The sequence below is a fragment of the Granulibacter bethesdensis genome, from assembly GCF_001889525.1.
Taxonomy (GTDB): Bacteria; Pseudomonadota; Alphaproteobacteria; order Acetobacterales; family Acetobacteraceae; genus Granulibacter; species Granulibacter bethesdensis_C.
Window position 1 is genome coordinate 56,397 of sequence record NZ_CP018192.1, and the last position, 25,234, is coordinate 81,630.

General features: G+C 57.1%; 21 protein-coding genes and 1 tRNA gene. 14 read left to right on the forward strand and 8 right to left on the reverse strand.

The genetic code is table 11. The features are described 5' to 3' along the window. Window positions 1-9: 9 nt before the first annotated feature. The 3 genes from sucD to GbCGDNIH6_RS00275 are packed head-to-tail and all read left to right on the forward strand — an operon-like array spanning window position 10 to window position 4,702. Entirely contained in the window at window positions 10-906 is an 897-nt protein-coding gene (gene sucD / locus GbCGDNIH6_RS00265; RefSeq protein ID WP_011630761.1) for a succinate--CoA ligase subunit alpha, read from the forward strand. Window positions 907-921: 15 nt separating this feature from the next. Beyond that, complete coding sequence (locus tag GbCGDNIH6_RS00270) at window positions 922-3,693, forward strand: phosphoenolpyruvate carboxylase (RefSeq protein WP_232449856.1); 2,772 nt, start codon at window positions 922-924, stop codon at window positions 3,691-3,693. 37 nt (window positions 3,694-3,730) lie between these two features. Continuing rightward, window positions 3,731-4,702 carry an HpcH/HpaI aldolase/citrate lyase family protein gene (locus GbCGDNIH6_RS00275; protein ID WP_072562436.1) on the forward strand — a complete coding sequence of 324 codons (972 nt, stop codon included), beginning with the start codon at window positions 3,731-3,733 and terminating at the stop codon, window positions 4,700-4,702. Window positions 4,703-4,782: 80 nt separating this feature from the next. On the opposite strand, the gene GbCGDNIH6_RS00280 is transcribed toward GbCGDNIH6_RS00275, so the two are convergent. After that, entirely contained in the window at window positions 4,783-5,460 is a 678-nt protein-coding gene (locus tag GbCGDNIH6_RS00280) for a carbonic anhydrase (protein WP_072562437.1), read from the reverse strand. A gap of 76 nt (window positions 5,461-5,536) precedes the next feature. On the opposite strand from GbCGDNIH6_RS00280, the gene fabG reads away from it, so the two are divergent. After that, a complete protein-coding gene (gene fabG, locus GbCGDNIH6_RS00285) occupies window positions 5,537-6,277 on the forward strand; it encodes a 3-oxoacyl-ACP reductase FabG (RefSeq protein WP_232449859.1) in 741 nt (246 codons plus the stop codon). Here the strand turns inward: fabG and GbCGDNIH6_RS00290 are convergent. After that, the gene (locus GbCGDNIH6_RS00290) at window positions 6,258-7,496 is read right to left on the reverse strand and encodes a multidrug effflux MFS transporter (protein ID WP_072562438.1); all 1,239 of its coding nucleotides are present in this window, start codon (window positions 7,494-7,496) and stop codon (window positions 6,258-6,260) included. The two genes, fabG and GbCGDNIH6_RS00290, sit on opposite strands and share 20 nt — an antisense overlap. A 283-nt stretch (window positions 7,497-7,779) precedes the next feature. Here GbCGDNIH6_RS00290 and rho point away from each other — a divergent pair, with 283 nt between their 5' ends. The 8 genes from rho (at window position 7,780) to GbCGDNIH6_RS00330 (ending at window position 16,518) form a co-directional block, all read left to right on the forward strand. Continuing rightward, window positions 7,780-9,054: a transcription termination factor Rho gene (gene rho / locus GbCGDNIH6_RS00295; RefSeq protein WP_072562439.1), complete on the forward strand. Its 1,275-nt coding sequence runs from the start codon at window positions 7,780-7,782 to the stop codon at window positions 9,052-9,054. Window positions 9,055-9,058: 4 nt separating this feature from the next. Continuing rightward, the gene (locus GbCGDNIH6_RS00300) at window positions 9,059-10,996 is read left to right on the forward strand and encodes a glycosyltransferase family 2 protein (protein ID WP_072562440.1); all 1,938 of its coding nucleotides are present in this window, start codon (window positions 9,059-9,061) and stop codon (window positions 10,994-10,996) included. Window positions 10,997-11,006: 10 nt separating this feature from the next. Further along, on the forward strand, window positions 11,007-12,629 hold the full coding sequence (locus GbCGDNIH6_RS00305; protein ID WP_072562441.1) for a hypothetical protein: 1,623 nt from the start codon (window positions 11,007-11,009) through the stop codon (window positions 12,627-12,629). A gap of 207 nt (window positions 12,630-12,836) precedes the next feature. Then, window positions 12,837-13,646, forward strand: coding sequence for a glycosyltransferase family 2 protein (locus GbCGDNIH6_RS00310; RefSeq protein ID WP_072562442.1), 810 nt, complete (start codon window positions 12,837-12,839; stop codon window positions 13,644-13,646). A 103-nt stretch (window positions 13,647-13,749) separates the two neighbouring features. After that, window positions 13,750-14,238: a ribonuclease E activity regulator RraA gene (gene rraA / locus GbCGDNIH6_RS00315; RefSeq protein WP_072562443.1), complete on the forward strand. Its 489-nt coding sequence runs from the start codon at window positions 13,750-13,752 to the stop codon at window positions 14,236-14,238. 102 nt (window positions 14,239-14,340) lie between these two features. Beyond that, window positions 14,341-15,651 (forward strand): adenosylhomocysteinase, encoded by a 1,311-nt coding sequence (gene ahcY, locus GbCGDNIH6_RS00320; RefSeq protein WP_025317967.1) that lies wholly within the window; start codon window positions 14,341-14,343, stop codon window positions 15,649-15,651. 376 nt (window positions 15,652-16,027) lie between these two features. Continuing rightward, on the forward strand, window positions 16,028-16,378 hold the full coding sequence (locus GbCGDNIH6_RS00325) for a cytochrome P450 family protein (protein ID WP_157692281.1): 351 nt from the start codon (window positions 16,028-16,030) through the stop codon (window positions 16,376-16,378). 64 nt (window positions 16,379-16,442) lie between these two features. Then, window positions 16,443-16,518 (forward strand) — tRNA-Ala (locus tag GbCGDNIH6_RS00330). Window positions 16,519-16,523: 5 nt separating this feature from the next. Here GbCGDNIH6_RS00330 and GbCGDNIH6_RS00335 read toward each other — a convergent pair. Next, a complete protein-coding gene (locus GbCGDNIH6_RS00335) occupies window positions 16,524-17,231 on the reverse strand; it encodes a 4'-phosphopantetheinyl transferase family protein (RefSeq protein ID WP_157692282.1) in 708 nt (235 codons plus the stop codon). Between the two features lie 151 nt (window positions 17,232-17,382). Between GbCGDNIH6_RS00335 and GbCGDNIH6_RS00340 the strand changes: the two genes are divergently transcribed. Continuing rightward, window positions 17,383-17,808, forward strand: a complete 426-nt coding sequence (locus GbCGDNIH6_RS00340; RefSeq protein WP_072562446.1) for an organic hydroperoxide resistance protein — start codon at window positions 17,383-17,385, stop codon at window positions 17,806-17,808. 27 nt (window positions 17,809-17,835) lie between these two features. Beyond that, window positions 17,836-18,540 carry a glutamine amidotransferase-related protein gene (locus tag GbCGDNIH6_RS00345; protein ID WP_072564189.1) on the forward strand — a complete coding sequence of 235 codons (705 nt, stop codon included), beginning with the start codon at window positions 17,836-17,838 and terminating at the stop codon, window positions 18,538-18,540. On the opposite strand, the gene GbCGDNIH6_RS00350 is transcribed toward GbCGDNIH6_RS00345, so the two are convergent. Genes GbCGDNIH6_RS00350 through GbCGDNIH6_RS00370 form a run of 5 tightly spaced genes read right to left on the reverse strand, consistent with a single transcriptional unit; the run spans window position 18,518 to window position 25,206 of the window. Beyond that, window positions 18,518-19,081, reverse strand: a complete 564-nt coding sequence (locus GbCGDNIH6_RS00350; RefSeq protein ID WP_072562447.1) for a histidine phosphatase family protein — start codon at window positions 19,079-19,081, stop codon at window positions 18,518-18,520. The two genes, GbCGDNIH6_RS00345 and GbCGDNIH6_RS00350, sit on opposite strands and share 23 nt — an antisense overlap. Before the next feature lie 7 nt (window positions 19,082-19,088). Further along, on the reverse strand, window positions 19,089-19,910 hold the full coding sequence (locus GbCGDNIH6_RS00355; protein WP_198355776.1) for an adenine nucleotide alpha hydrolase family protein: 822 nt from the start codon (window positions 19,908-19,910) through the stop codon (window positions 19,089-19,091). Next, window positions 19,907-21,181, reverse strand: a complete 1,275-nt coding sequence (locus tag GbCGDNIH6_RS00360; protein ID WP_072562448.1) for an electron transfer flavoprotein subunit alpha/FixB family protein — start codon at window positions 21,179-21,181, stop codon at window positions 19,907-19,909. The genes GbCGDNIH6_RS00355 and GbCGDNIH6_RS00360 overlap by 4 nt, the downstream gene beginning before the upstream one ends. Then, window positions 21,178-23,142: a (Fe-S)-binding protein gene (locus tag GbCGDNIH6_RS00365; protein WP_072562449.1), complete on the reverse strand. Its 1,965-nt coding sequence runs from the start codon at window positions 23,140-23,142 to the stop codon at window positions 21,178-21,180. The genes GbCGDNIH6_RS00360 and GbCGDNIH6_RS00365 overlap by 4 nt, the downstream gene beginning before the upstream one ends. A 24-nt stretch (window positions 23,143-23,166) precedes the next feature. After that, window positions 23,167-25,206, reverse strand: coding sequence for an oxidoreductase (locus GbCGDNIH6_RS00370; RefSeq protein WP_072562450.1), 2,040 nt, complete (start codon window positions 25,204-25,206; stop codon window positions 23,167-23,169). Window positions 25,207-25,234 lie beyond the last annotated feature (28 nt).

The window sequence follows — 25,234 nt, forward strand, 5'->3', positions numbered from 1 at the left end:
GCAGGACCAATGAGCATTCTGATCAATAAACAGACCAAGATCATCATTCAGGGCTTCACCGGCGACAAGGGCACGTTCCACGGTCGCGAGATGATCGATTACGGCACCAATGTCGTCGGCGGCGTGACGCCTGGTAAGGGCGGCCAGACCCATCTGGGTCGTCCCGTGTTCAACACGGTCGAGGACGCGGTGCGTGAGACCGGTGCGCAAGCGTCGATCACCTTTGTGGCGCCTGCTTTCTGCGCCGATGCGATCATGGAAGGCGCCGATGCGGGGCTGGAGCTGATCTGCACCATCACGGACGGTATTCCGGCGCAGGACATGATGCGCGTGAAGCGTTATCTGCGCCGCTATCAGAAGGATCGTCGCACGCGTCTGGTGGGGCCGAACTGCGCAGGCATCATCAGCCCGGGGCAGGCCATGCTGGGCATCATGCCGGGCCATATCTACAAGGAAGGCCATGTCGGCATTGTTTCCCGCTCCGGCACGCTTGGCTATGAAGCCGCCGCGCAGCTGAAGGAGCTGGGCATCGGTGTCTCCACCAGCGTTGGTATCGGTGGTGACCCGATCAATGGTTCGTCCTTCCTTGATCACCTCCAGTTGTTTGAGGCCGACCCCGAGACTCATGCCGTGCTGATGATCGGCGAGATCGGTGGTCCGCAGGAAGCCGAAGCGGCGAAGTGGATCAGCGAGAACATGTCGAAGCCGGTGGTTGGCTACGTTGCCGGCCTGACCGCTCCGAAGGGGCGTCGTATGGGCCATGCCGGTGCGATCATCTCGGGCGAGGGCGACAGCGCCGCCGAAAAGAGCGAGATCATGCGCTCCTACGGTCTGACGGTTGCTCCCAGCCCGGGTGAACTCGGCTCGACCGTTGCCGCGGTGCTGGCTGGCCGTCAGGCAGCCTGATCCGGCATGACGAACATGCAGCGGTCTGACATCATGACAGGCTCCTCCCGGCCGGATGCTTCGGCTTCCGGCCAGGGAACGGCCCGCCTTCTGCGAGATCTGCTGCTGGAAGTGGCGGCACGTCATCATCCCGATATCGTGCCGGCTTTGACGGGGGAGGGGCGCTGGTCCCTCTCCACCATGACACCGCAGGCGCTTGGCAGGGCGTTGCAGGCGCAGGGCATCTGGTTTCAGCTTCTGTCGATTGCCGAGCAGAAAGAAGCCATGCGTCAGCGCCGGGCGGTGGAAAAACAGGGCAGTCGCGCCGATGTGCGCGGCACCTTTGATGCCGTGCTGGCGGAAGCGAAAGCCGCTGGTATTTCGGCTGATACTCTGTCCGATACGCTGGCCGGTTTGCGTATCCGCCCGGTGGTAACAGCGCACCCGACCGAGGCCAAGCGTGTGACGGTGCTGGAAAAGCACCGCGAGATTTATCTGCTGTTGCTGGAACTCGACAACCCACGCTGGACCGAGCGGGAGCACGCGCGTCTGGTACGCCGGCTGCGCGATCAGATCGAGTTGCTCTGGCTGACAGGTGAGCTGCGCCTGGAGAAGGTCTCCGTGCAGCAGGAGGTCCATTGGGGTCTCCATTTTTTCCGCGAAAGCCTGTTCGAGATCGTGCCGCAGGTGGCGGCATCGCTCGAAGAAGCCGTGGCCGCGCAATATCCGGATGCTCCGGCCCCATCCCCGCGCCGTGATGCGGGGGGGTTCCTTCAATTCGGCTCCTGGGTCGGCGGCGATCGCGATGGCAATCCTTATGTGACGAATGACGTCACGCGCTGGACTTTGCGGGAAAATGCGCAGGCCAGTCTGGAGCATTATCGCAAACAGATTGCCCGCCTCATCAAATCCCTGTCGATGACCGAACATGCGTTGACCATTCCGCAATGGTTCTCGGCGCTGGTGCGGGAGCGGGTGGAAGAGATGACGGAGGCTCCCTCCCTGGCGCAGCGCAATCCGGGTGAACCGTTCCGTCAGTTCCTGACCGTGATGGATTTGCGGCTTGAAGACACATTGCGCCTTCAGACGGGTGGCGATGCGAATTTTAGCGCCACGTCTCATGCCTATCCCAGCGCTGATGCGCTGATCGACGACCTCCGCGCTATGGAAAAGGCGCTGGAAGACGCAGGCAGCCCCGAAATCGCCGCCGATCTGATCCGGCCGTTACGGTGCAGTGCCGAGATCTTCCGTTTCAGCACGGTACGGCTGGATCTGCGGCAGAACTCCACGCGCCTGACCAATGCGTTGCATGCCTATTGGCGCGACGTGACCGGGCAGGGACTACAAAGCGAGCCGCCCGCAGATGACAGTGCTGAATGGGAAGAATTCCTGCTGGATGCTCTTCAGCAACCCCGCCTGGCCCGCCTGACCCCGCAGGACTGGCCGGAAGATGCGCGCGAGGTGCTGGAGATGTTTCAGCTGGTCGCCGAAATGCGCGGCAGGCTGGATCGGGAGGCATTCGGCAGCTTTATTCTGTCCATGACCCGTTCGGTGGCCGATATTCTCGGTGCCTATGTGATGGCGAAACAGGCTGGCCTGTTCCTCGATTCCGTCGGTATGGAGCTGTGTGAACTGCCGATCGTGCCGCTGTTCGAGACGATCGACGATCTGCGTGCCGCACCGCTGATCATGCGCCGCCTGCTGAATATTCCGGTGATCCGGCGCTCGGCCCGTCGGCAGGGCAATGTGCAGGAAGTCATGATCGGCTACTCTGACAGTAACAAGGATGGCGGTTTCATCTCCGCCAACTGGGAGCTGTTCCGTGCACAGTCCCGTCTGGCACAGGTCGGGCAGGATGCGGGCATTGCCATCGCGTTCTTCCATGGCCGTGGCGGCAGTGTCAGCCGTGGTGGCGCACCGACCCGTCGGGCCATTGCAGCCCAGCCGCCCGGCTCTATCCGCGGACGGTTCCGCGTGACGGAACAGGGTGAGGTGGTCAGCGCCAAATATGCCAATAAGGGCACGGCTTCCTATCAGGCGGAACTGCTGGCGGCGAGTGTGCTGGATCATGCTTTGCGCAGTGAAAGACTGGCTGATTCCATTGCCTCTGTCCGCCCCGAATATGAAGATGCGATGGAGGCTCTGTCAGGGGCTGCCAATGCGGCCTATCGCAGTCTGATCGGCAATCCGCACATGGTCGGGTATTTCCAGTCGGCCAGCCCGCTGGAAGAATTCGCCTTGCTGAATATCGGCAGTCGTCCCGCCCGTCGTTTCGGTGCGCGTTCATTGTCCGATCTGCGGGCCATTCCTTTTGTTTTTGCCTGGACGCAGAACCGCCATCTGATCACCAGCTGGTATGGTGTCGGCAGCGCCATCTCCACCTTCCTTGATGTGCGGGGTGAGCGCGGCGAAGAGGTGCTGCGTCGCATGTTTGCGGATTACCCGCTGTTCCGCCTGATTGCGGATGAGGTGGAAAAAGCACTGTTGTTCGTCGATCTTGACATTGCTCGCCTCTATGCTGGTCTGGTGCCGGAAGAGGAGGCGAGGCAGGCCATCCTGCCATTGGTCGAGGCTGAATATCAGCTGACCTGCGCCATGATCACCCGGATCAGCGGAGATGCGCAGGTGGGCGAGCGGTTCCATCGTTACCGCGCCCGACTGGCTGAGCGTCTGCCGGTGATCAATGCTGCCAATCGGGAGCAGGTGGAGCTGCTGCGGCGCTTCCGGGATGCCCCGGATGATGCGGTGAAATCAGCCCTGCTGCTATCCATCAATTGTATCGCTGGCGGCTTCGGTACCACGGGCTGAACCCGTCGCTGAGTGTCCAATAAAAGGGGAGGAAGCCATGAGCTTCACGCTGGTCGAACAAGCAACGCCGCGCCTGCATCGCTCTGAACTGGCGGTGCCGGGTTCCAACACGGCCCTGTTCGAGAAATCGGCCCGCTCCGCCGCTGACATCATCTTCCTCGACTGTGAAGATGCAGTGGCGCCGGATGAGAAAGATCAGGCGCGCAGGAACATCATTCAGGCCCTGAACGAAATCGACTGGGGCAACAAGACCATGATGGTGCGCATCAATGGCCTCGACACCCACTATATGTATCGCGACGTAGTGGATATCGTCGAAGCCTGTCCGCGTCTCGATATGATCCTGATCCCCAAAGTCGGTACAGCGGCGGATGTCTATGCCGTGGACATGCTGGTGACGCAGATCGAACAGGCCAAGAAGCGCGAAAAGAAGATCGGCTTCGAGGTTCTGATCGAAACCGCACTCGGCATGGCCAATGTGGAAGCCATCGCCCAGTCTTCGAAGCGTCTGGAAGCCATGAGCTTCGGCGTGGCCGACTATGCCGCCAGCACGCGCGCCCGCACCACCGTGATCGGCGGCGTCAATCCCGATTACGGCGTGCTGACCGACCGTGATGAGAGCGGTAATCGCGACTATTATTGGATGGATCAGTGGCATTTCGCACAGAGCCGCATGATGGTGGCTTGCCGCGCCTATGGTCTGCGCCCGATCGATGGTCCGTTCGGCGATTTCAATGATCCGGAAGGTTACCGCGCCGCTGCCCGTCGTGCCGCCGTGCTCGGTTATGAAGGCAAGTGGGCGATCCATCCGAGCCAGATCGCGCTGGCGAACGAGGTGTTTTCTCCGTCCGAAGCGGAAGTGACCAAGGCTCGCCGGATTCTGGAAGCTATGGAACAGGCCGCCAAGGAAGGTCGGGGCGCTGTGTCGCTGGATGGCCGTCTGATCGATATTGCGTCCATCCGTATGGCGGAAGCGCTGCTGGCCAAGGCCAACCAGATCTCCGGCTGAGAGTATTGATCGCTGCTATCAAAAGAAACGGCCGGTTCAGTCTGAACCGGCCATTTTTGTAGGCGAAAGCTGTGAAGAGATCAGATGCGATAATTACGACCCGAGAAACGGGCTGACAGTTTCTCGATCGGGATAAAGCGCGTGGTGCCATGGTCGAACACCTCGATACGTCCATCCTCGATTCCGTAGACCCAGCCGTATATCTGAAGCTTGCCTTTCTCGATTCCGGCCGCCACTGCGGGGTGGGATCTCAGATGCTTCATCTGCAATAGCACGTTCTGTTCAACCAGAGCCTGCGTGTAATGATCGCCTTCCAGATCGCCGTGATGTTCATGGACCATGTCGCGGGCTTCCAGCGCGTTGCTCAGCCAGTTGCGCACGGTGGGCATACTATCCAGTTCTTTGGCTTCAGGATCGCGCAGTGCTTTCATTGCCCCGCAATCGGAATGGCCGCAGATAATGATTGTGTCCACTTTCAGCGCGGTGACAGCATATTCAATCACTGCCGAGACACCCCCCAGCATATCACCATATTTTGGAACGATGTTGCCGATATTGCGGCAGACGAACAGGTCGCCCGGCTCGGCATGGGTGATCATTTCAGGACTGATGCGGCTGTCAGCGCAGGTAATGAACAGGGCCACCGGATTCTGACCCTTGGCCAGCGCCTCAAACTGACTTTTCCGGATCGGAAAAACGCGTTCCCGGAAATGTCTGGCACCTTGTAACAGTCTTTTAAGTCGGCCGTTACTCTTCATCGCTGGGACGCTCTCCTGAAAATAGATGGCGTGATATCAGTATGACTTATGTCGATTACAAACAAGGAAGCAGAGTGTGACGTATTATGCCAAGGATCAGGCAATCCACGCCCTTGTCACCGGGGGCGCAAGCCCGCTGGGTCAGGCGATCAGCCGCCAGCTCGCGGCGGATGGGTATCACGTTCTGGTTCATGCGCATTCAAGTCCGGATAAGGCTCTGGCCTTGGTGGCCGCAATCCGTGCGGATGGTGGAAGTGCGGAAGCACTGACCCTGGACCTGTCGGATTATAAGGCGGCGAACACGGCATTCTCTGACCTGGTTGAGCGTACACCCGTCCAGGTGCTGGTGCACAACGCCGGGACGCATGACGATGTTCCGCTGGCAGGGATGGAAATCGAGCAGTGGCGTTCGGTGATTGATGTCTCGCTGAATGGATTTTTCGCCTGCGTCAGACCGTTGTTGTTGCCCATGATGGCAACGCGTTGGGGGCGCATCGTGGCGATTTCATCGGTGTCGGCGCTGATCGGCAATCGTGGGCAGGCTAATTATGCTGCCGCTAAAGCCGGCCTGATCGGGGCGGTCAAATCCCTGTCGATGGAAGTGGCGGCGCGGGGCATTACAGTGAACGCAGTGGCACCGGGCATTATTGAAAGCCCTGCGACGGCGGCCATGGATCCGGAGATGATTCGCCAGGCCGTTCCAGCGCGCCGGGCCGGCAAACCGGAAGAAGTGGCGGCGGCTGTCTCGTTCCTGTGCGGCCGGAGCGCGGGTTACATCACCGGGCAGACCCTCTCGGTCAATGGCGGGATGGCATAGACCAGCGCAGTCTAAAAAGATGCAGACCTTTGTTCCTTGATTCCGGCCGGAGTCTGTCGCCGATCAGGGAGCATATCCCTCCCAACACCATGAAGACGACCATGGGGCGTGGCGTGCCATCGGCCAGCACCGCAACGCCTGTGCCAAATAGCGCGCCCAGCACATATTGAAGTGTGCCCATCAGGGCAGAAGCACTCCCGGCATGGGCTGCGTGCGGGCTGAGCGCACCGACTGCGGCGGTCGGGGTCAGGAACCCCTGAATCGACTGGGCGAGAAACAGCAGGATCATCATCCCGATCAGACCACCCAGGCCAGTATAGACATTCACGATCAGCAGAGAGGCCAGCCAAAGATAGAGAGTGGTGCCGATCCGCAGGACACGATGCATTCCCAACCGTGGCAGGGCCAGATTATTAAGCTGGCTGCACCCGATATAGCCGACCGCGTTCATCCCGAAGATCATGCCATAAACAGTCGGACTGATATGGTAATACTGGATAAAGGCGGCAGGTGATCCGGCCAGATAGGTAAATAGGGCTGCCACACAAAAGCCGCTGAGCATGGCATGGGTGATGAACACCCGTTCGCGCAGGATCGTGCCGTAGCGGATCACAATGCTGCCGGGGGACAGCAGCAGTCTCTTTTCCGGTGCCAAGGTGTCGGGCAGGAACATGATCACCAGCACCACGCAGACCGCGCCATACAGACTGCCCAGCCAGAAAATGGCCCGCCACGACATCACAGACAGCATCATCCCCCCGAGTGTGGGCGCCAGCAGCGGCACTACACCCATGATCAGCATCAGGCGGGAGATCAGGCGTGCGGCTTCATGGCCGTCGGACATGTCCCTCACGATGGCGCGGGGTGTCACCATGCCGGCTGATCCGCCAAGGGCGGCAATCAGCCTGAACAGGGTAAAGCTCCATAAATCCGTGGCCAGGGCACAACCCGTTGAAGCCAGCGTATAGATCAGCATCCCGGCAATCAGCGGAATGCGGCGGCCCAACCGGTCGGACAGGGTTCCATTAGTCAGATGCCCGATAGCCAGCCCGACGAACCATGCTGCCAGCGTAATCTGGGCGGCGCCTTGATAATGGCCGCCAATATCGGCCTGTAACTGCGGGAAGGCCGGCAGATACATGTCGGTGGACATGGGCCCGACGGAGGTAACAAGACCCAGCAGGATGATCAGCGGGACGGAAAGAGGCGCGGAAGGCATAACGCCGCCCGTACTACTCCCGGTCGATCAGGAGCAGCGAAAACTTCGCAGGGGCAGGAATGCAGGAACTCTGTTCCTTATACCATTTAAAGGCGATCTTCTTGACAGGATGGATATAAACTGCTTAGAGTGATTGTGAAACCGGCAATTCTCCACGCCGGCGCATGATCCTCCATTCCTGTCTCCTTCGCCGGTTTATCCGTGCGGTGCGTGTGTGGACGGTCGATCTGGTGACATTCCCCCTTCTGATGCTGTTCCTCTTTTATATATACTTCGGGCGCCCATGCACCTCGCCGAATTAAAGGCTAAATCCCCCGCGGACCTTCTCAGCTTTGCTGAAAGCCTGCAGATCGAAAACGCATCATCCCTGCGTAAACAGGACATGATGTTCGCCATTCTCAAAAATCTGGCCGAAAATGATCAGGCGATCCATGGCGAAGGAACGCTGGAAATTCTGTCGGACGGTTTCGGCTTCCTGCGCAGCCCGGAAGCGAATTTCCTGCCCGGTCCGGATGATATCTATGTTTCCCCCAGCCAGGTGCGCCGCTTTGGCCTGCGCAATGGCGATACGGTCGGTGGACAAATCCGCGCGCCCAAGGATGGGGAGCGTTATTTCGCCCTGCTGAAGCTCGATACGGTCAATTTCGAGCCACCTGAATCTGTACGCCACCGCATCAACTTCGATAACCTCACCCCGCTCTATCCCGATCAGCGCCTGAAGATGGAGGTGGAGAACTTTCAGTCCGTCGCCAAGGGGCCGGGCAAGGATTGTACTCCAAGGGTGATTGATCTGATCGCCCCGATCGGTAAGGGGCAGCGCGCCCTGATCGTGGCGCCGCCGCGTACCGGCAAGACGGTGATGTTGCAGAACATCGCCACTGCCATCGCGGAAAATCATCCGGAAGCCTTCCTGATGGTGCTGTTGATCGACGAGCGGCCGGAAGAAGTGACCGATATGGCCCGCAGTGTGAAGGGAGAGGTCATCGCCTCCACCTTTGATGAGCCGGCTACCCGGCATGTGCAGGTCTCCGAGATGGTGCTGGAAAAGGCCAAGCGTCTGGTGGAGCACAAGCGGGATGTCGTGATTCTGCTGGACAGCATTACTCGTCTGGCGCGTGCCTATAACACCGTCGTGCCATCATCGGGCAAGGTTCTGACCGGTGGCGTGGATGCCAATGCATTGCAGCGGCCGAAGCGCTTCTTTGGTGCGGCGCGTAATATTGAGGAAGGTGGCAGTCTCACGATTATCGCGACGGCTCTGATCGATACCGGCAGCCGTATGGACGAAGTTATCTTCGAGGAGTTCAAGGGCACCGGCAACAGTGAACTGGTGCTGGACCGCAAGCTGTCCGACAAGCGCACCTTCCCGGCGATCGATATCACCAAGAGTGGTACCCGTAAGGAAGAAATGCTGGTGGATAAGGCCACTTTGTCGAAGATGTGGGTGCTGCGGCGTATCCTCAACCCGATGGGCACCACCGATGCGATGGACTTCCTGCTCGACAAGCTGAAATACAGTAAGACGAATCAGGATTTCTTCGATGCAATGAACACCTGATAAAATGGCCCGGAAACGGGCCATTTTTTTCGTCTTTACGTCGCATCAACGTTGCGAAAAATTTCTTATTTCTAATTTTATTCCGACATGCGAAATATCCCTTAGTATATCTGTAAATACGGGGGTTGTTCGCGCAGTGGTTGTATTTTGCAGACTTCGTTCAGCCCACGGTACTATTGTCTGCGCCAGCACCAGTAATGGGCAGTTATCTCATCTTCCGGTTGATAAAATAGCCAGTTCTGAACATGAACCCGTTTATATTGCCCGCTTTGCGCATGCACCGCTTTATGGATTTGCTTTTCGGCTATCCGGGCCGCTAAATTTATCCTTTATCGGAAATCAGGCTGAACAATCCAGTCTTGTAGGGATAAAAATTTATCAGGCTGATACAGGGAAATTTACACTTTTTTCTTTTCCTGGCTATTATTTTTCATCCGCTCCGGGAGGAAGGCAGAATGCTTGTGCCGCAGCCAGAGGTGGATGGGAAATTTATACGCTGGAACAAACTGCTGACATACAGGCGCCTGATGATGTGGCGCAGTGTTTGGCCATGCTTGAAAAAATCCTTTCCAAACCGCTTTCTGTTGAGCGCCTGATCCAGAGTATAGAGCCAGCAGATGCGTCTGACACCGCTCTGGTCAGAACTGTTTTTCAGGCTTTATTTTTCCTCCTGCCTTACGATGATATTGATAGATTATCGGGTCGGATTGCAGGCGATTTACATCTTCTCAATGCTGTCAGAGCCATTTTTCCTGATGATTTCTGGTTGCAGACGGCACTGCCGGATTTAAAAAAATGGCAGATCGATCAACGGTCACTGCCTGAAACGCTGAGTATCGGACCGGACAGGGATTATTTGCAACGGACGGGCCAGAATTCTCATCCGACTTCTCTGGGATTTCTCTGTAACTTTGTTGGAAGATCGCAGATAGAACCACGCAAAAATGCCTGTGTGGTGACAACGGCGCGTAATGAAGGCGTCTATATTCTGGAGTGGATCGCCCATTATCAGGCAATGGGTTTTGAGCATATATTCTTTTATTCAAACAATAATGATGATGGCTCAGAGCAGCTTCTGAAAGTGCTCGCCAAAGAAGGAATTATTACCTATATTGATAATATTCTTGGAGCCGGGGGCAGCGCGCAGTCAAAAGCATTCGGGCACGCTCTCAGTCAGGCACCTTATGTGCTGGATTTTCGATGGGCACTGCTATGTGATCTCGATGAATTCCTTGTTCTGGACCAGAAATTTTTCTCCAGTATTCAGGATTATCTTGAATGGCAGGAAGCATTTCCAACCGATTTGATTGCGATCAACTGGGTTGAATTTGGCCCCAACGGTCAGAGCAGATGGAACAACCGGCCTCTGATGGAGCGTTTTCAAAAACGCCCGTCTGAAGCACTGCCTGCTGTCAAATCCCTGGTTAAACCTCACAGATTTTTTCATTCCCAACCTCATTTTCCTGTTGTGGAACGGAACAGACCAATCTGGAGAAGGGATGCCGGCGGAAATAAATTGCCCTATCTGCCGTCAGATGAGGCAACGGCTGCGAATGCAAATCTGCATGAACGATATGCTTCGCTCAATCATTACTGGCATAAATCTGTGGAAGAGTTTCTCTGGAAAGCATCCAGAAATCGGGGGAATCGCCCGATGACAAAAGAACAAACAACACAAAATGTTACCCCTGAAGTGGCGCAGAGGTATCTGACTTTATACAAGTCTAATAATGAAAAAGAGGCAAGTTATACAGGATATTTTATTGATAAAATTTATCAAAACAAGGAAAAAATTCTTAACATTCCATCAATTAGACACATAAATAATAATATTGAAGATTTATTTAGGGAAAATATAGATAAAACAGTACAATTTTTTAAAAATGATGCGTCATTTATTGGAAATTCTGTTTGTAGAGATTTGCTTGAATTGTTGAAATAAAAAATCGGGAATGGGTTTCATGCAGGCAAATACTGTGCTGAAAAATTTTGCTCTGGTATGGGTATGTGGCGGAATTTTGCTTTGGACTGGTCCTGCCTCTGCTGCACAGGTCGAGAGTCATTCCGATTTAGCAAAGATGATCGAGAATACCAATTTATGGGCAATTATACATGATCTAGAAAACAAGAAAAATACGCTTTTCCAAAGTCCGGAGGAAATAAGAATTTTATCAGGCCCTTTTGTCGTCTCGAAGCATGTTTCGGGTGCTGAAGATTATGGTGTGGCAGCGGCTTTTATAGCTAACCAGCCCCGTTCTCCTGTGACAGCAGCCGGGATTACAGGAGGTTTTTATTCAAGGCCGGAGATGCGTGCAGAATATGGTGGCCGGGATACCGCCGGGATTTATGTGACCAATAATGCCTTACCGGCACTGATTTTTTTGCCTGATGCTCACCTCGAAGATCAGAAAAACCCGACTTTGATGGATGGCACACCCAGTCGAAAATATATCAAGGATGTGGCAACCAAAGCGAAAAAAATCATACCCCCTTCGGTGGCGGAGGGAACAAGAATCGTCACCAGCCTGTCAGCAGATCAGGTCAGGCAGCTACAGCCGGGCATGTATGTCGAGGCAGGGAAAGGATGGAGTGCTGCTCTCGTTGGTTGGGATTCCGCAGGGCATTGGCTTGATGTCGATAGCTGGGTGGCATCCACTGGAAAAACGACCTTTATCGGATTCCGTCCGGTGTCGGGGAACGGGACTATTCCAATCAGTGTCGGCATCACAACTCGGGTTTATGGAATAAATACCATCACACGCTGTCAGAAAGATGCTTTTTTACAGCGTGAAAAATATCCACCTTCCTGTATCAATTATGAAGGCTCCAATATCAACTGGGGGCCAGATATCAAAAGGGATGAATTCAATCCGGATTCTGATAGGCCAAATATGTTCGGCATTTATCTCAGTGCGGATGGCAATCTTCAGGGCAGTGCATTTTTGGCACAAAACCACTGGGACAAAGGGTTTGTAACAGGGCGCACGGCAGGTGAATATGCAGGATTCCTTCATGCCGGGGACAGGAATCCTCAGGAAGGGGGCTTTGTGACTCAGCAGGAGGAAGGAAGGGCTTTTTCTGTCAGACCTGCATCCCGCTTGCATGCGGGGACGGGTGAACGGCCTTTTGAAGTGAATGCCGCCAATGGATGTATCACCAGTTCGGCGATAGTCGGGCATGAAAGCCAGCATTGCACAGTGACCGGAAAAACCCAGTCTCAGGAAGCTATTGAATTAACACGTGATGGAAAATCACCCTCGGTCAATTCTCTTCTGGTTGTATTACCGGACAGATCACAAATGCTTCTGCATGCAACTGTTCAGGCATATCAGCCGGAAAACAAAAAATCAGGCGCGTGGGAGCTACGCTGTCTCTACACAAGGGAAGGCAAAGCGATCACCGTGCGTGGGCAAAGTCTGACACCTTTTCTGCCCTTCAGTGCTGCCGCCGGTATGCATGTCGCATGTGTAGTCGGGAGCACAGGCATGCAAGCCTCTATTCAGGTTTCATCGGACGGTACGGCTGCAACAGTCTGGCAGGCTGCTTATGATGCGGAGACTGTAACCCACCCTTGATCAGGGAATTTATTCTCATCGTAAAATTCTGCTCCCCTTGTTTCCATACCCAACAATGGTAAAGATAATTTCTGAGGCGACGAAAGGGATTGGTATTTCATCGTCTCCCCGTCGCCGTTGTCGGTGGCGCGCACGGGTTGGGAGTTCGTTTTTTGAGATCATTGCGGTACTGACAGACAAATGGTCATGAGCAGAATTGCCTTATGCATGAATGTCCGCGATGAGGCCCGTGATATTGCGGAATGGATCGCGTTTCACGGCGCTGTTGGCTTTCACTCACAGATTATTTTCGATAATCGTTCCACTGATTCGACCTCTGAGATAATCAAGGCCGCATCAAAAGTGCTTGATGTGCGTTATCATCATTGGGATCGGACGGATTCACGATATCAGGTGGATGCCTATTTTACAGCCTGCCATGTCTATCGGCATGAATTTGACTGGATCGCTTTTGTCGATTCAGATGAGTATCTGATGCCGGAATTTCCTGTTCACATGGCGGAATATCTGGATGGTTTCAAAGATCGGGAAGTGGGGGGAATTGGCGTCAACTGGGCCACTTACGGCTCCAGCGGGCTAGTCGATTTTCCGTCTGGACTGATTGCGGAAAGTTTCACCAGACGTTCCAGCGCAGATTTTTTCCCCAATCGGCATATCAAGTCGATTGTTCGTCCGCTGTCAGTCATATCCTGCGATAATCCACATTGGTTCAACACGGATGCTCCTTATATGGATGCAGCCGGTAATCCCCTAGAATGGTATGTTTCAGATCAGGGTGAAGTGGTGAAAGGGCTGACGAAAGCGATCCCTGATTATAAGGGGGCAAGAATCAATCATTATTTTACCCGTTCTCTGGCGCATTGGAAGCGCAAGGTTAATCGTGGGTATCCAGCGGATATTGCCATCCGTAAAATGGAAGAATTTGAATATTATAATAGAAATGAAATAGAAGATCCTATTGCTGTTCGATACATGCATAATGTCCTGAAAATTCTTGATCGTATTGGTAATCCCTGAGATTCGATTGCACATGCGATCAGGGGTGGCAGGGCTTGCTGCAGATAGGGCGCGTGGCTAGACGATTGATGGTGGGTGCGCCCTTTATGGCAATGGCAGGAGCATGATAGTGTTTGCAACGGCTGATCTGGTGGATGCTTATCAGGATCGTCTCTGCTCCTGCTTTATCCAGTTTGCCAGCTATGGCGGCCATGCACGTTTCAGCGGGCCGGTCCGGACCATTCGTACCTATGAAGATAATGCCCTGATCAAGGCGACCCTCTCTTCCCCCGGTCAGGGGGCTGTGCTGGTCATTGATGGGGGTGGATCATTGCGCTCCGCCCTTGTGGGGGATGTGATTGCTGGCTTGGCGGTCACAAATGGCTGGGCCGGCATCGTCGCCTGGGGCGTGGTACGGGATAGCGTGGCGCTCAAAACCCTGCAGATCGGGATCAAGGCGCTCGGAACCAATCCGTGGAAAAGCGGCAAAGCCGGTTCCGGTGTATTGGATGGGCCTGTTTCTTTCGGCGGTGTGACCTTTGCAGCCGGTGACTGGGTTTATGCCGACGAAGACGGACTCCTCGTCAGCGCAGGCGGTGCGCTGCCTCTTTAATATTATGAGACTGACACAGGGATGCGCTTGCATCTGCCGGGTGCAAACGGCTAGGGTCCACCTCAAGATATAAATATATCCTTATGTATTACGGAGAGCAGCATGCCCGATACAGCGGTCGCTGAAGACTACAAGGTTCGCGATATTGGTCTGGCCGACTGGGGCCGGAAGGAAATCCGGATGGCCGAGGATGAAATGCCCGGCCTGATGGCGCTGCGGGAAGAATATGGCAACAGCAAGCCTCTGGCAGGGGCGCGTATTGCCGGCTGTCTGCACATGACCATCCAGACCGCTGTGCTGATCGAAACGCTGACGGCGCTGGGGGCGACGGTGCGCTGGTCCTCCTGTAATATTTTCTCGACGCAGGACCACGCTGCAGCTGGGATCGCGGCCGCCGGTATCCCGGTTTTCGCCTGGAAGGGGCTGTCAGAAGAAGAATTCTGGTGGTGCATTGAGCAGACTGTCCGTGGCCCGGATGGCTGGACCCCGAACATGATCCTGGATGATGGCGGCGATCTGACCGTGCTGATGCACGACAAGTATCCCGAGATGCTGAAGGATGTCCGTGGCCTGTCGGAAGAAACAACGACCGGTGTCCATCGTCTGTGGGAAATGGCCAAAGCCGGTAAACTGCTGACCCCTGCGATCAACGTTAATGACAGCGTTACGAAGTCGAAATTCGACAATCTGTACGGCTGCCGTGAAAGCCTGGTGGATGGTATCCGCCGTGGCACTGACGTCATGATGGCAGGCAAGATCGCGGTCGTTGCCGGATTCGGCGATGTTGGCAAAGGCTCGGCAGCGTCGCTGCGCAATGCGGGTTGCCGCGTTCTGGTGACCGAGATTGATCCGATCTGCGCACTGCAGGCGGCGATGGAAGGTTATGAAGTCGTCACCATGGATGAGGCCGCCTCACGTGGTGATTTGTTCGTGACCGCCACCGGCAATGTGGATGTCATCACCATCGACCATATGCGCGCCATGAAGAACCGGGCCATCGTCTGCAACATTGGCCACTTCGATTCCGAGATCCAGATCGAGAGCCTGCGTAATTATCGTTGGGAAAACGTGAAGCCGCAGGTGGACGAGGTCGTGTTCCCCGATGGCAAGCGCCTGATCATCCTGTCGGAAGGCCGTCTGGTGAATTTGGGTAATGCAACAGGCCATCCGAGCTTCGTGATGAGCGCGAGCTTCACCAATCAGGTTCTGGCTCAGATTGAACTCTGGCAGGCGAAGCCGGGCCAATATCTGCCGAACCATGTTTACACGCTGCCGAAGCACCTTGATGAAAAGGTGGCGGCCCTGCACCTTGCCAAGGTAGGAGCGAAGCTGACGAAGCTTTCTGACAAACAGGCCGAGTATATCGGTGTTTCTCAGGCTGGTCCGTTCAAGCATGATCTGTATCGTTATTGAGTATTATTAATATCTGATATTTTTTATTGTTTATTTTTAGTAAAGGCGGCCTTTCAGAGGTCGCCTTTATTATTTCAAGCTGTCTTGAAAGCCATTTGCGGCTTGACGCGAAAGAATCATAATTTTATTCTATTGAATGATAAGGAAATTTGCTTCATAAACCTTCACAAAAGGATGCACGCACAGTCTGAAGCTATGACTTAAGAGCCTTACCCAATCGCATCGTGCAGCGAGAGAAAAGGGTAAGGGGTTAATGAAAAATAAAATGCTGTCCGTATGCGACTTTCGCGTGGTGTCCTGCGTTCTGCGCGAGGCTTCCACTCAGGAACGTTACCAATAAACAGTGTAGCAAAAATTGCTCACAGAGATGTCCAGGATGATGAATACGCCACGTAATACGGTGCAGATCCATGCTGCATCGGCTCAGGGCGGCCTGGTGACACCAGGTCTGCCTACAATGAGGGAGACGCCTGTGGTGGCTTATACCCAGGCCTTGCAGCGCGCTTTGGCACGGATGCCGGCCGCAGAGGTGGCCAAGGATTGGCTGTTTCTGGAGGGATGGGAGCGCTCTCCCACCATGGCAATGGCCTTTGCGTTGCGGGTGAACCAGATTCGTCGTGCCAACCCTGAACTCGCCGCGGAAATCCGGGCGGAAATCGCAAATGGCAGGCCGCTGACAGATGAGGAACGCGCCTCTCTCAGGAAACAGAAAAGCCCCTCTTGCTAAAGTTTGATGACCAAGCTATATGCCCGCCAGCCGCTGGCTCGGACGTGATGGAGCCAGCAAGGATGGGGCCATAGCTCAGTTGGGAGAGCGCCTGAATGGCATTCAGGAGGTCGTCGGTTCGATTCCGATTGGCTCCACCAAATATTTAAACTCCACCCATCCCGGGTTGGAGTTTTTTTATTGTCAGCATCATAGATGCTTTGTTCCTGTCATCCCGCATATTGACGGATAGCCAGTATGTCTGCTGCCAGAGATGAACTGATGCAATGGCAATATGCGCGCCATCATCCAGCATCCTGTGGAGAGCATGCCATTGGCGTAAACCGTCACAGCCGCGCATGGAGATATCGGAATACCGGTGCAGGGAGAGGCGCGTAAAATCCAACCCAAGCCCTTCGCCTGAACATTTGGCAATGGCCTCTTTCACTGTCCAGAGCGTCAGAAAATCATCGATATCGCCTGCTCTATTGTCCTGTGCATGGCACAGGATAGACCATGGCAATATTGTATCCGATGGCGGTCTTTCTTCTACATCGATGCCGACCGGATTTCCTGTCCGCACAGCGATCACCACATGCTGGCCGCTATGGCTGATATTGAAATGAAAATTGCCATGTGTGAGGGAGGGCTTGCCGTTGGCATCCACCTTAAAGGCGAGATCCGCCGGATGCAGATTGAGCAATCCAGCCAGCAGCCAGCGTTTAAGGGTATGGGCTGCCTGATGACGGTTTCGATCCTCTGGAAGCCGATACATATCCCGGCGGGCCATTTCCTGCTGGCTCAGCCAGGAGTGTGGAAAGCACAACGCTGCCTCGACCGGGAACGTGGCCACAACCATAGTGTCGTGTGTCATGGAAAACGGAAAAGATGCCGACGTGACAGGCGAGGCGGTCAAAGGCATCCTGCAGCAGACAGAAGATTTCAATCTGGATTTTCCAGTCTAGCGCACCATGTACAGCCCTATACGATGGCAGCGATTCTTATCATGGGACAGAGGTGTCACAATGTCGGTGGATGTGAAATACCAGACGATGGCAACTGCGACTGGCGGTCGGGATGGGAGTGCCCGCACGGCAGATGGGCGGTTTGAAGTGGCGTTATCGACTCCGCGGGAGCTGGGTGGTGCAGGTGGAGAAGGCACTAATCCGGAACAGCTTTTTGCCTCCGGCTATGCGGCCTGTTTCTTGGGGGCGCTCAAGGTGGCCGGGCAGCAACTGAAACAGAAGATTCCATCTGACACTTCTGTTACCGCTACGATCGGCATTGGCCCACGTTCTGAAGGCGGGTTCGGCATTACGGCTCAGCTTTCGATCCATTTGCCGGGTGTTGAGGCGGGAGAGGCGCAAAAACTGGTGGAAACGGCTCATCAGATCTGCCCTTATTCCAATGCAACACGCGGCAATGTCGATGTAGGGCTGGTGGTCGCGTAAGGCTGCATGTCCGTTTCGGAAAAGCGTATGAAAATAGGGATTCTCCAGACCGGTCGGCCACCTGCTCACCTGGTGGCCGGATATGGTGATTACCCGGCAATGCTCCGTCGCCTTCTGGGTGATCGGCACGATTATTCTATTTTCGACGTTCAGGCGAATCAGTGGCCGCAAGAAAGAGAGGCCGATCGCGACGCCTGCGATGCCTATGTGATTACGGGCTCGGCCGCCGGTGTGCATGATGGCCAGTCATGGATAGAAACGCTGGGTAATTTCCTGCGGGAGCGGGCAGGCAAGAGCAAACTCGTCGGCATCTGCTTCGGCCATCAGATCATGGCGGAAGCGTTTGGGGGCAGAGTGGAGCGGGCCAGGATTGGCTGGGGGCTCGGCCTGCACCGTTATCGGCTGCGTTGCCAGACTGCCTGGACGGATCCGGTGGAGGACATTGCCATTCCGGTTTCTCATCAGGATCAGGTGGTGGAAAAGCCGCCTGCAGCGAGGATCATAGCATCCAGCCATTTCACCCCGTTTGCAGTGGTGGAATATCCGTCGCTTGGGGCGGTCTCATTCCAGTGTCATCCGGAATTCGATCCGGATTTTGCAGCCGAACTGGTGCATATCCGCCCACCGGAGCAGGTGGACCAGAAACAGCGGGATCAGGCTTTGGCTTCCTTGCAAGGGCCGCATGATAATCCACGTCTGGGACAATGGATCAATCGCTTTCTGACGTCCTGATATCCGCCGGAATATCTGCGCGTATCACGCTGCCGAAGGGAGGAGAAGATGCCGCAAGATCAACTTGCCGGGCGGTCGCATGGGCGCAGAGAATGCGCAGCGGGCCGCCATGAGTCACAACGATTCGACTTTGCCGATCCCGCATCCATTCCGCCCAGATATGATCGATCCGATAGCGCAGGGCGCGCATGCTTTCCCCATTAGGGGGCGTAAAATCATCGGGTGATGCCGCCCAGTCATCCAGTGCGGCGCGGTCGATATCGTCCCAGCGACTTCCTTCCCAGTCGCCGAAATCAAGCTCCTGAAGTCTTGGGTCGATCATGATTCCGGGGGGCTGGATGTGCCCGGCCAGCCAGTTGGCCAGCCACTGGCAGCGCAAGGCCGGACTGCTGACGATCATGGCATCCTGCATGTCTGTCAGTTGCGCCAGAATAGCGCGGGCAGCCTCCTCCCGATCATCGGCCAGCGGGACATCAAGGCGGCCATAGCAGAGTCCGTCGACAATGGCTGGTCTGGTATGGCGGATCAGGGCCAGCTTCATGATGGGCTTACGATCCGGCTGGCTTGGTTGGAGTTGCGTCGATGTTGCATGACGGTGCCTGCAAGACGCCTATCCCGCGAAGATAGGTGATGACAGCCTTGGCCGCATCGTCGGCAGAGGGATGCACCATCAGCTGTCCATTTCCTTGTGCCCCGGCTTTCGCAATAAGACGAGGGCGGGCACGATAGGGACGTTCCTCGATATCAGATGAAGATACTACGACCGTGCTGTCACTCTCCGGGAGCAAGCTGGAGGCTTCGATGGTCTCGATCACGCCTTTCCGCATAGCGGCAAAGGCGAATGGCAACGGCTTCGGAGCTGCCGGATGCACGGTCAGCACGCAGGGCAACTGGATGCTGACGGCCCGCCTTGCACCCTTTGGCCTGGCCTGAAGCAGATGAAGGGTGTTCGCTGCTGTCGTGTCTTGGTCAAAAGCGGCAATATCTGCGGCAATCGGCCAGCCCAGCGCCTGTGCCAGACGATAGGGCAATGTGCCGCTATCCATACCGCCTTGTGCGCGACGGCCCGTGAGGATCAGATCGGGCGGGTTCCGGCGGATGAAAGCCAGCAGCGCGGGCAGTGGATCGACATTGGCATCCTGACGCAGCATGACGATCCGGCTCAACCCATGGCCGGGCACATCACGCAACGGTGTGGCTTCAGGCCCGGCATGCAGGCCGGAGACATGCGCGCCTAGTTGCCGGGCAAGGGCGATGGCCTGTGTTTCTTCCATCACGGGGGCTGACCGGCCGGAGACGGGATGGCATCCGGCTGAGAGCAGCACCAGCACGTTCAGACGGTTGGCGATGGGTGCGTCTGACTGGGTCATGATGTTTCCTTGCCGGGGCTGTGACCTTCCGGATTGGCCCTTCTCGGATTAGCATCGCGTTCCGTTGCCAGAGCCGCGAGAATGGCCGGCATGACGTCCTGCGCATCGGCGACGATGGCAAGTCCGGCTCGGGCGATCATGGCCGCATGCAGATCGGTATTGACTGCAACGACATGCTCCACGCCCGCCACACCCTGAAGGTGCTGCGGCGCCCCGGCGATGCCGAGTGCGAAATAGCAGGTGGCATCAAGGATACTGCCGGTTGCCCCAACCTGCCGGTCGCGTGGCATCAGCCCGGCATCGCAAATCACCCGGCTGGCGCCCGGTGTCGCGCCGAGGGCTGCAGCGAGAGCGTGGAAGGCCGCGAAATCGGTGATGCCATTCCCGGCGGAGACGACGAACGATGCTTCCGTCAGGGCCAGCTTGCCGGCATCGGGGGGAATGTCGCGCCAGCCCGTCAGTGCACCGGTCTCTACCTGTGGCAGTTCCAGCGGGATAGGGCGCGCTTCGTGCCGGATGCCGGTATGGGGCGCGGCACGGTCGACGCTCAATGCCAGCAGGGGCGGAGGCACCATCCGTTGCTCACGGCGGCGCGCATGGCTGGGACGGATCGCCTGAGACGCGGACAGGGCCTCGATATCGGTGGCGATGTCCAGACCAGACAAGGCGGCGACACGGCGGGCCAGATCGCCGCCATCGGAGCTTTCCGCGAACAGAACGTGTTTCGGGTGCAGGTGGGTAATCGCGGCGACCAGGGCGGCCACACGCGACTCGACGGAATCAGCCTCGTAATGAATGAGACGGTCGGCACCGTTGTCACCCGCATCGGCAAGCGGGGGGCCGAACAGCACGACAGCCCCTTGTCCGGCGGACCCCGCTTTGTCAGCGAGGATTCGGGCTGCGCCCAGTATCTGCCGGTCATGGGGTGACAGGCGTCCCCCCGCCGCATCAGGCACGGCGAGGATCAGGAAAGCGGGATCGTCGATCATGCGGATGCGCGGTGCGGCTTCCTGTCTCTGGCCAGCAGGAGAGGCGATGGAGGAAGCTCCTCCATGCCAGGCGCGATCCAGACGCAGGCGGGCAGCCGGGGAGGGCACGGCCTGCACCTGCGCCTCGGTCCGCGGATTGCGACGACGGCGGCCAAAGGGAGACAGAGAGGGGGAAGCTGCGACATCCATCTCAAGCGTCGCAAGCTGGTAGCGTGGCCGCTCCCCTCCGCTTACACGGCGCGCCTCTCGCACTGCGCGAGGATCGAGACGGGGGCGGCTCATGCCACAACCTCTGGAAGGGTGGTTTGCGATGACTGTGGCACCCGAGTTTTTGCATGCTCGATGCTGTCCAGCAGCAATTCGGCAATATCCTTGACCTCGGGGCGGTCTCCGGTGACGCCCTCCAGCATGGCGGTGCAGCCGGGACATCCAACCGCGACAATAGAGGCACCCACGCCCTGAGCATGGCTCATGCGGATATCGGGGATACGTTTTTCTCCCGCAATATCGGTGACTGGTGCGCCACCGCCACCGCCGCAGCACATCGCGCGTTCCCCATGACGCTCCATCTCGACATAATGGGTGGCAAGCCGATCCAGAATGCGGCGGGGCGCATCCACCTCACCATTGTAGCGCGCTAGATAGCAGGGATCATGATAGGTGACGGGACGATTCTCGGATTTCACAGGATTCAGCTTGCCCGTTGCGATCAACTCATCCAGCAGCGCGGTATGATGCAGCACCGGCCATGTTGCCCCGAAAGCCCGGTATTCGTTGCGCAACGTGTGCAGCGCATGCGGGTCCGCCGTGACGATGCGGCGAAAGCGACGGCGCTTCAGCGTGGCGATATTGTCCTTCGCCAGACGCTGGAACCCGGCCTCATCACCCAGCCGCCGCGCCAGATCGCCGCAGTCACGTTCCTCTGCACCCAATACGGCGAAATCAACGCCGGCCTGTTGCATCAATGCGATCAGTGCCCGCAGGCTCCTTCCATAGCGTAGATCGAACGCGCCTTCGCCCAGCCATAGCAGGATATCGGTTTCTCCCTGTTCCTCCAGCACGGGCAGGGGCATCCCGGCGGTGAAATCGGTCCGTGATGACAGCGCCCGTCCGCCCGAATCATCAGCGTAACGCAGATGATGCAGTGGCTGGGCTGCTTTTTCCGGAATGGCGCCCAGCTCCAGCGTCTGGAAACGGCGCATATCGACGATCGCGTCCACATGCTCGATCAGCATCGGGCATTCATGAACACAGGCGCGGCAGGTGGTACAGGACCACAGCGTATCCGGATGAATCACCGCATCCACGCCGATGATCGGGCGATGCGCGCCGCCATGCCCCGCCACCGGACGTGCCTGTGGGTAGGGGCTGCCCGTATAGGCATCGCCGCCATGCAAAGCAAAAGTCAGATCCTGAATCAGCTTTTTAGGATTCAATGGCTGTCCGGCGGCAAAGGCGGGACAGGCCTGTTCACAGCGCCCGCATTGGATGCAGGCATCGAAACTTGCCAGACGATTCCAGGTGAAATCCGCAGGTGTTGAAACACCCGACCGCCCTGTTTCCAGATCGAGCGCAAGCAGTGCTGTATCGCGGCCACCCTCGAAACGGCCCGGACGCGGATGCGCTGCCAGATGCAGCGATCCGGCGACTGCATGTCGCATGGGTCCGTTCGGCAGATGTGCCACCAGTGCCAGACCGCCGGTCAGCGTCATCATTGCTCCCGCGGCTCCTGCCGCGTGGGATATCACATCCGGCAGCATGCCATGCAACGCCGCACCGATCGCGGCAATCAGCCCCCCGGTCAGATAAAGTCCAATCCAGAGCGGCAAAGTCAGAAAGCGACCGGCTGACAGATGCGGTGGTGTTGTCGGGCTGCGTCGTGCCGCGACATGACGCGCACCGCTCAGACCGATTGCATAGAATGCGGCGGTGACGATCCAGAACAGGGAGGCAATCATGCCGCCCCGATGCAGCACTGGCAGAATGGTGGAGAGCAGCGTCAACACCGATCCGGCCAGCAGCCCGCCCGCCACCAGCTTGTGCATCCGGGCGTTTTCCGGCCTGCGCTCGACGACGTGATGTACATCCACCAGATAGCGGCGCGGCATGGCGATCAGCCCGCGAACCCAATCCACATGCGCTCTCTGTCCGACCCGCCAGCGCAGGGCGATGCGTAGCGCCTGGACGATGACCAGCAGGACCAGAAACCAGATAACCAGCAACAGCGGTGTGCCCGGATGCATGGCGGGGACTCCTTCCGTGACTGGTTACAGATCCTTGCAGAGCCGAAGCGCGTCGTACATCGCTGCATGGATGTTGCGGCCAGCCACCGCGTCGCCGATGCGGAACAGGCTGAAATGTCCTGTTTGTGCTTCCGCTTGCGATGCGCCATTCAGCAAGGAGGGAAGGTCCGTCACGCCATGATTGCTGGACTGGTCTTTCAGCGCAAAATAGGTGTCCTCGACCGGTAGCGTGCCGAAATCGGCCACCACCTGATCGATCACGCGCTCTTCCTCGGCATCCGTCATCGTGTTGCGCAGCACCGCCACCAGACGGTTGCCCTCACGGTAGACTTCCATCAATTCCAGATTAGGCGAGAGGATGACACCAAGCTTGTAAAGCTCCCGCAGATGCACGGGTTGATTGGTGGTGCCGACTTCCTGCGCAATCATCCGGTCATGCGTGACGAATTCCACCAGCGCGCCGCGCTGGGACATCACCTCGGCGACGGAGGCGGCATTGTGCTGACCCATTTCATCATACAGCAGGACACTCCCGGCGGGCTGGACCCGTCCGGTCAGAATGTCCCAGCTTGAAATGATATGTTCTGCCCCCGGAAGATGGCCGGGATTGGGCAGGCCGCCAGTTGCGATGATCACCGTATCCGGCTGCTCCGCCTGGACCAACTCGGCGGTGGCTTCGGTGTTCAGGCGTAGATCGACGTTCAGGCGGCGGATCTGGCTCAGCAGCCAGCGCGGAATGCCGGACAGGGCTTCGCGCCATGTGCCTTTGGCGGCGATGTTGATCTGGCCGCCCACTTCGCCGGAGCGTTCGAACAGCACGACCTGATGACCACGCTCGGCACAGACCCGTGCGGCCTCCAGCCCACCGGGACCGGCGCCAACGACAACAATTTTCTTCTGCTGATCTGCTTTTGTGATGACATGCGGCATGATGGCTTCCCGCCCTGTCGCTGCATTCTGCAAACACAGCGCATCACCACCGACATAGATGCGGTCAATGCAATATCCCGCCCCGACGCATTGGCGAATGTCGTCTTCCCGGCCCTCACTGAGCTTGCGGACCAGATGCGGATCGGCGATGTGCGCCCGTGTCATCGCCACCATATCCACATGCCCTTCGGCCACTGCACGGGCGGCGGTCGCCAGATCGGTCACGCGCTGGGCATGGAAAACGGGGATATCGACCTCCCGCTTGATCGCACTGGCCAGATGCAGGAACGGTGCGACCGGAAAGGCCATATTCGGCAGGCTGACCGCATGCGCCATGTCATCGCGTGCCTGACCGCCCAGAATGTTCAGGAAATCCACCAGCCCCTGCCGCGCATATTCGGAGGCAATGGCAACACAGTCTTCCTGAGACAGGCCTTGCGCATACAACTCGTCACCCGACATGCGCATGCCGATCAGCAGATCGTCTCCGGCGGCTTCCCGCATGGCCCGCAGCACTTCGATGCCGAAGCGCATGCGGTTTTCCAGCGAGCCGCCGTAACGGTCGGTGCGCTTGTTGACATCCGGGCTCCAGAACTGGTCCAGCAGATGACCATGCGCCCCGGAAATCTCGAACCCGTCCAGTCCGCCTTCCTTACAGCGACGCGCCGCCTGCGCGAAATTGGCGATGACGCGATCAATATCCTCCTGCTCCATTGCTTTGGGCAGAGAACGGCTGGCAGGTTCACGGCGGACGGAGGGTGCCATAACCGGCAACCACTGATCCGTATCCCATTTCGTGCGGCGGCCCATATGCGTCAGCTGGATCATCAGCTTTGCGCCATGGCGGTGAATCCGCTCCGAAAACTCCTGAAAATACGGAATGATGCTGTCATCCGTGACGGCAATCTGGTTCCACGGCGTCGCCGGGCTGTCCGCTGAGACGGAGGAGGAGCCGCCAAACATGGTCAAGCCGATTCCGCCTTTCGCCTTTTCCTCATGATAGAGCTGATAGCGTTCTTTAGGCTTGCCATCCTGGCCATAGCCGGGGGCGTGGCTGGTGCTCATCACGCGGTTGCGGAAGGTGACACCGCGAATGGTTAACGGTTTCAACAGGGCATCGGCATTGGCGATCATCGGCACATTCCGGGGCAGGCGGGTGGGA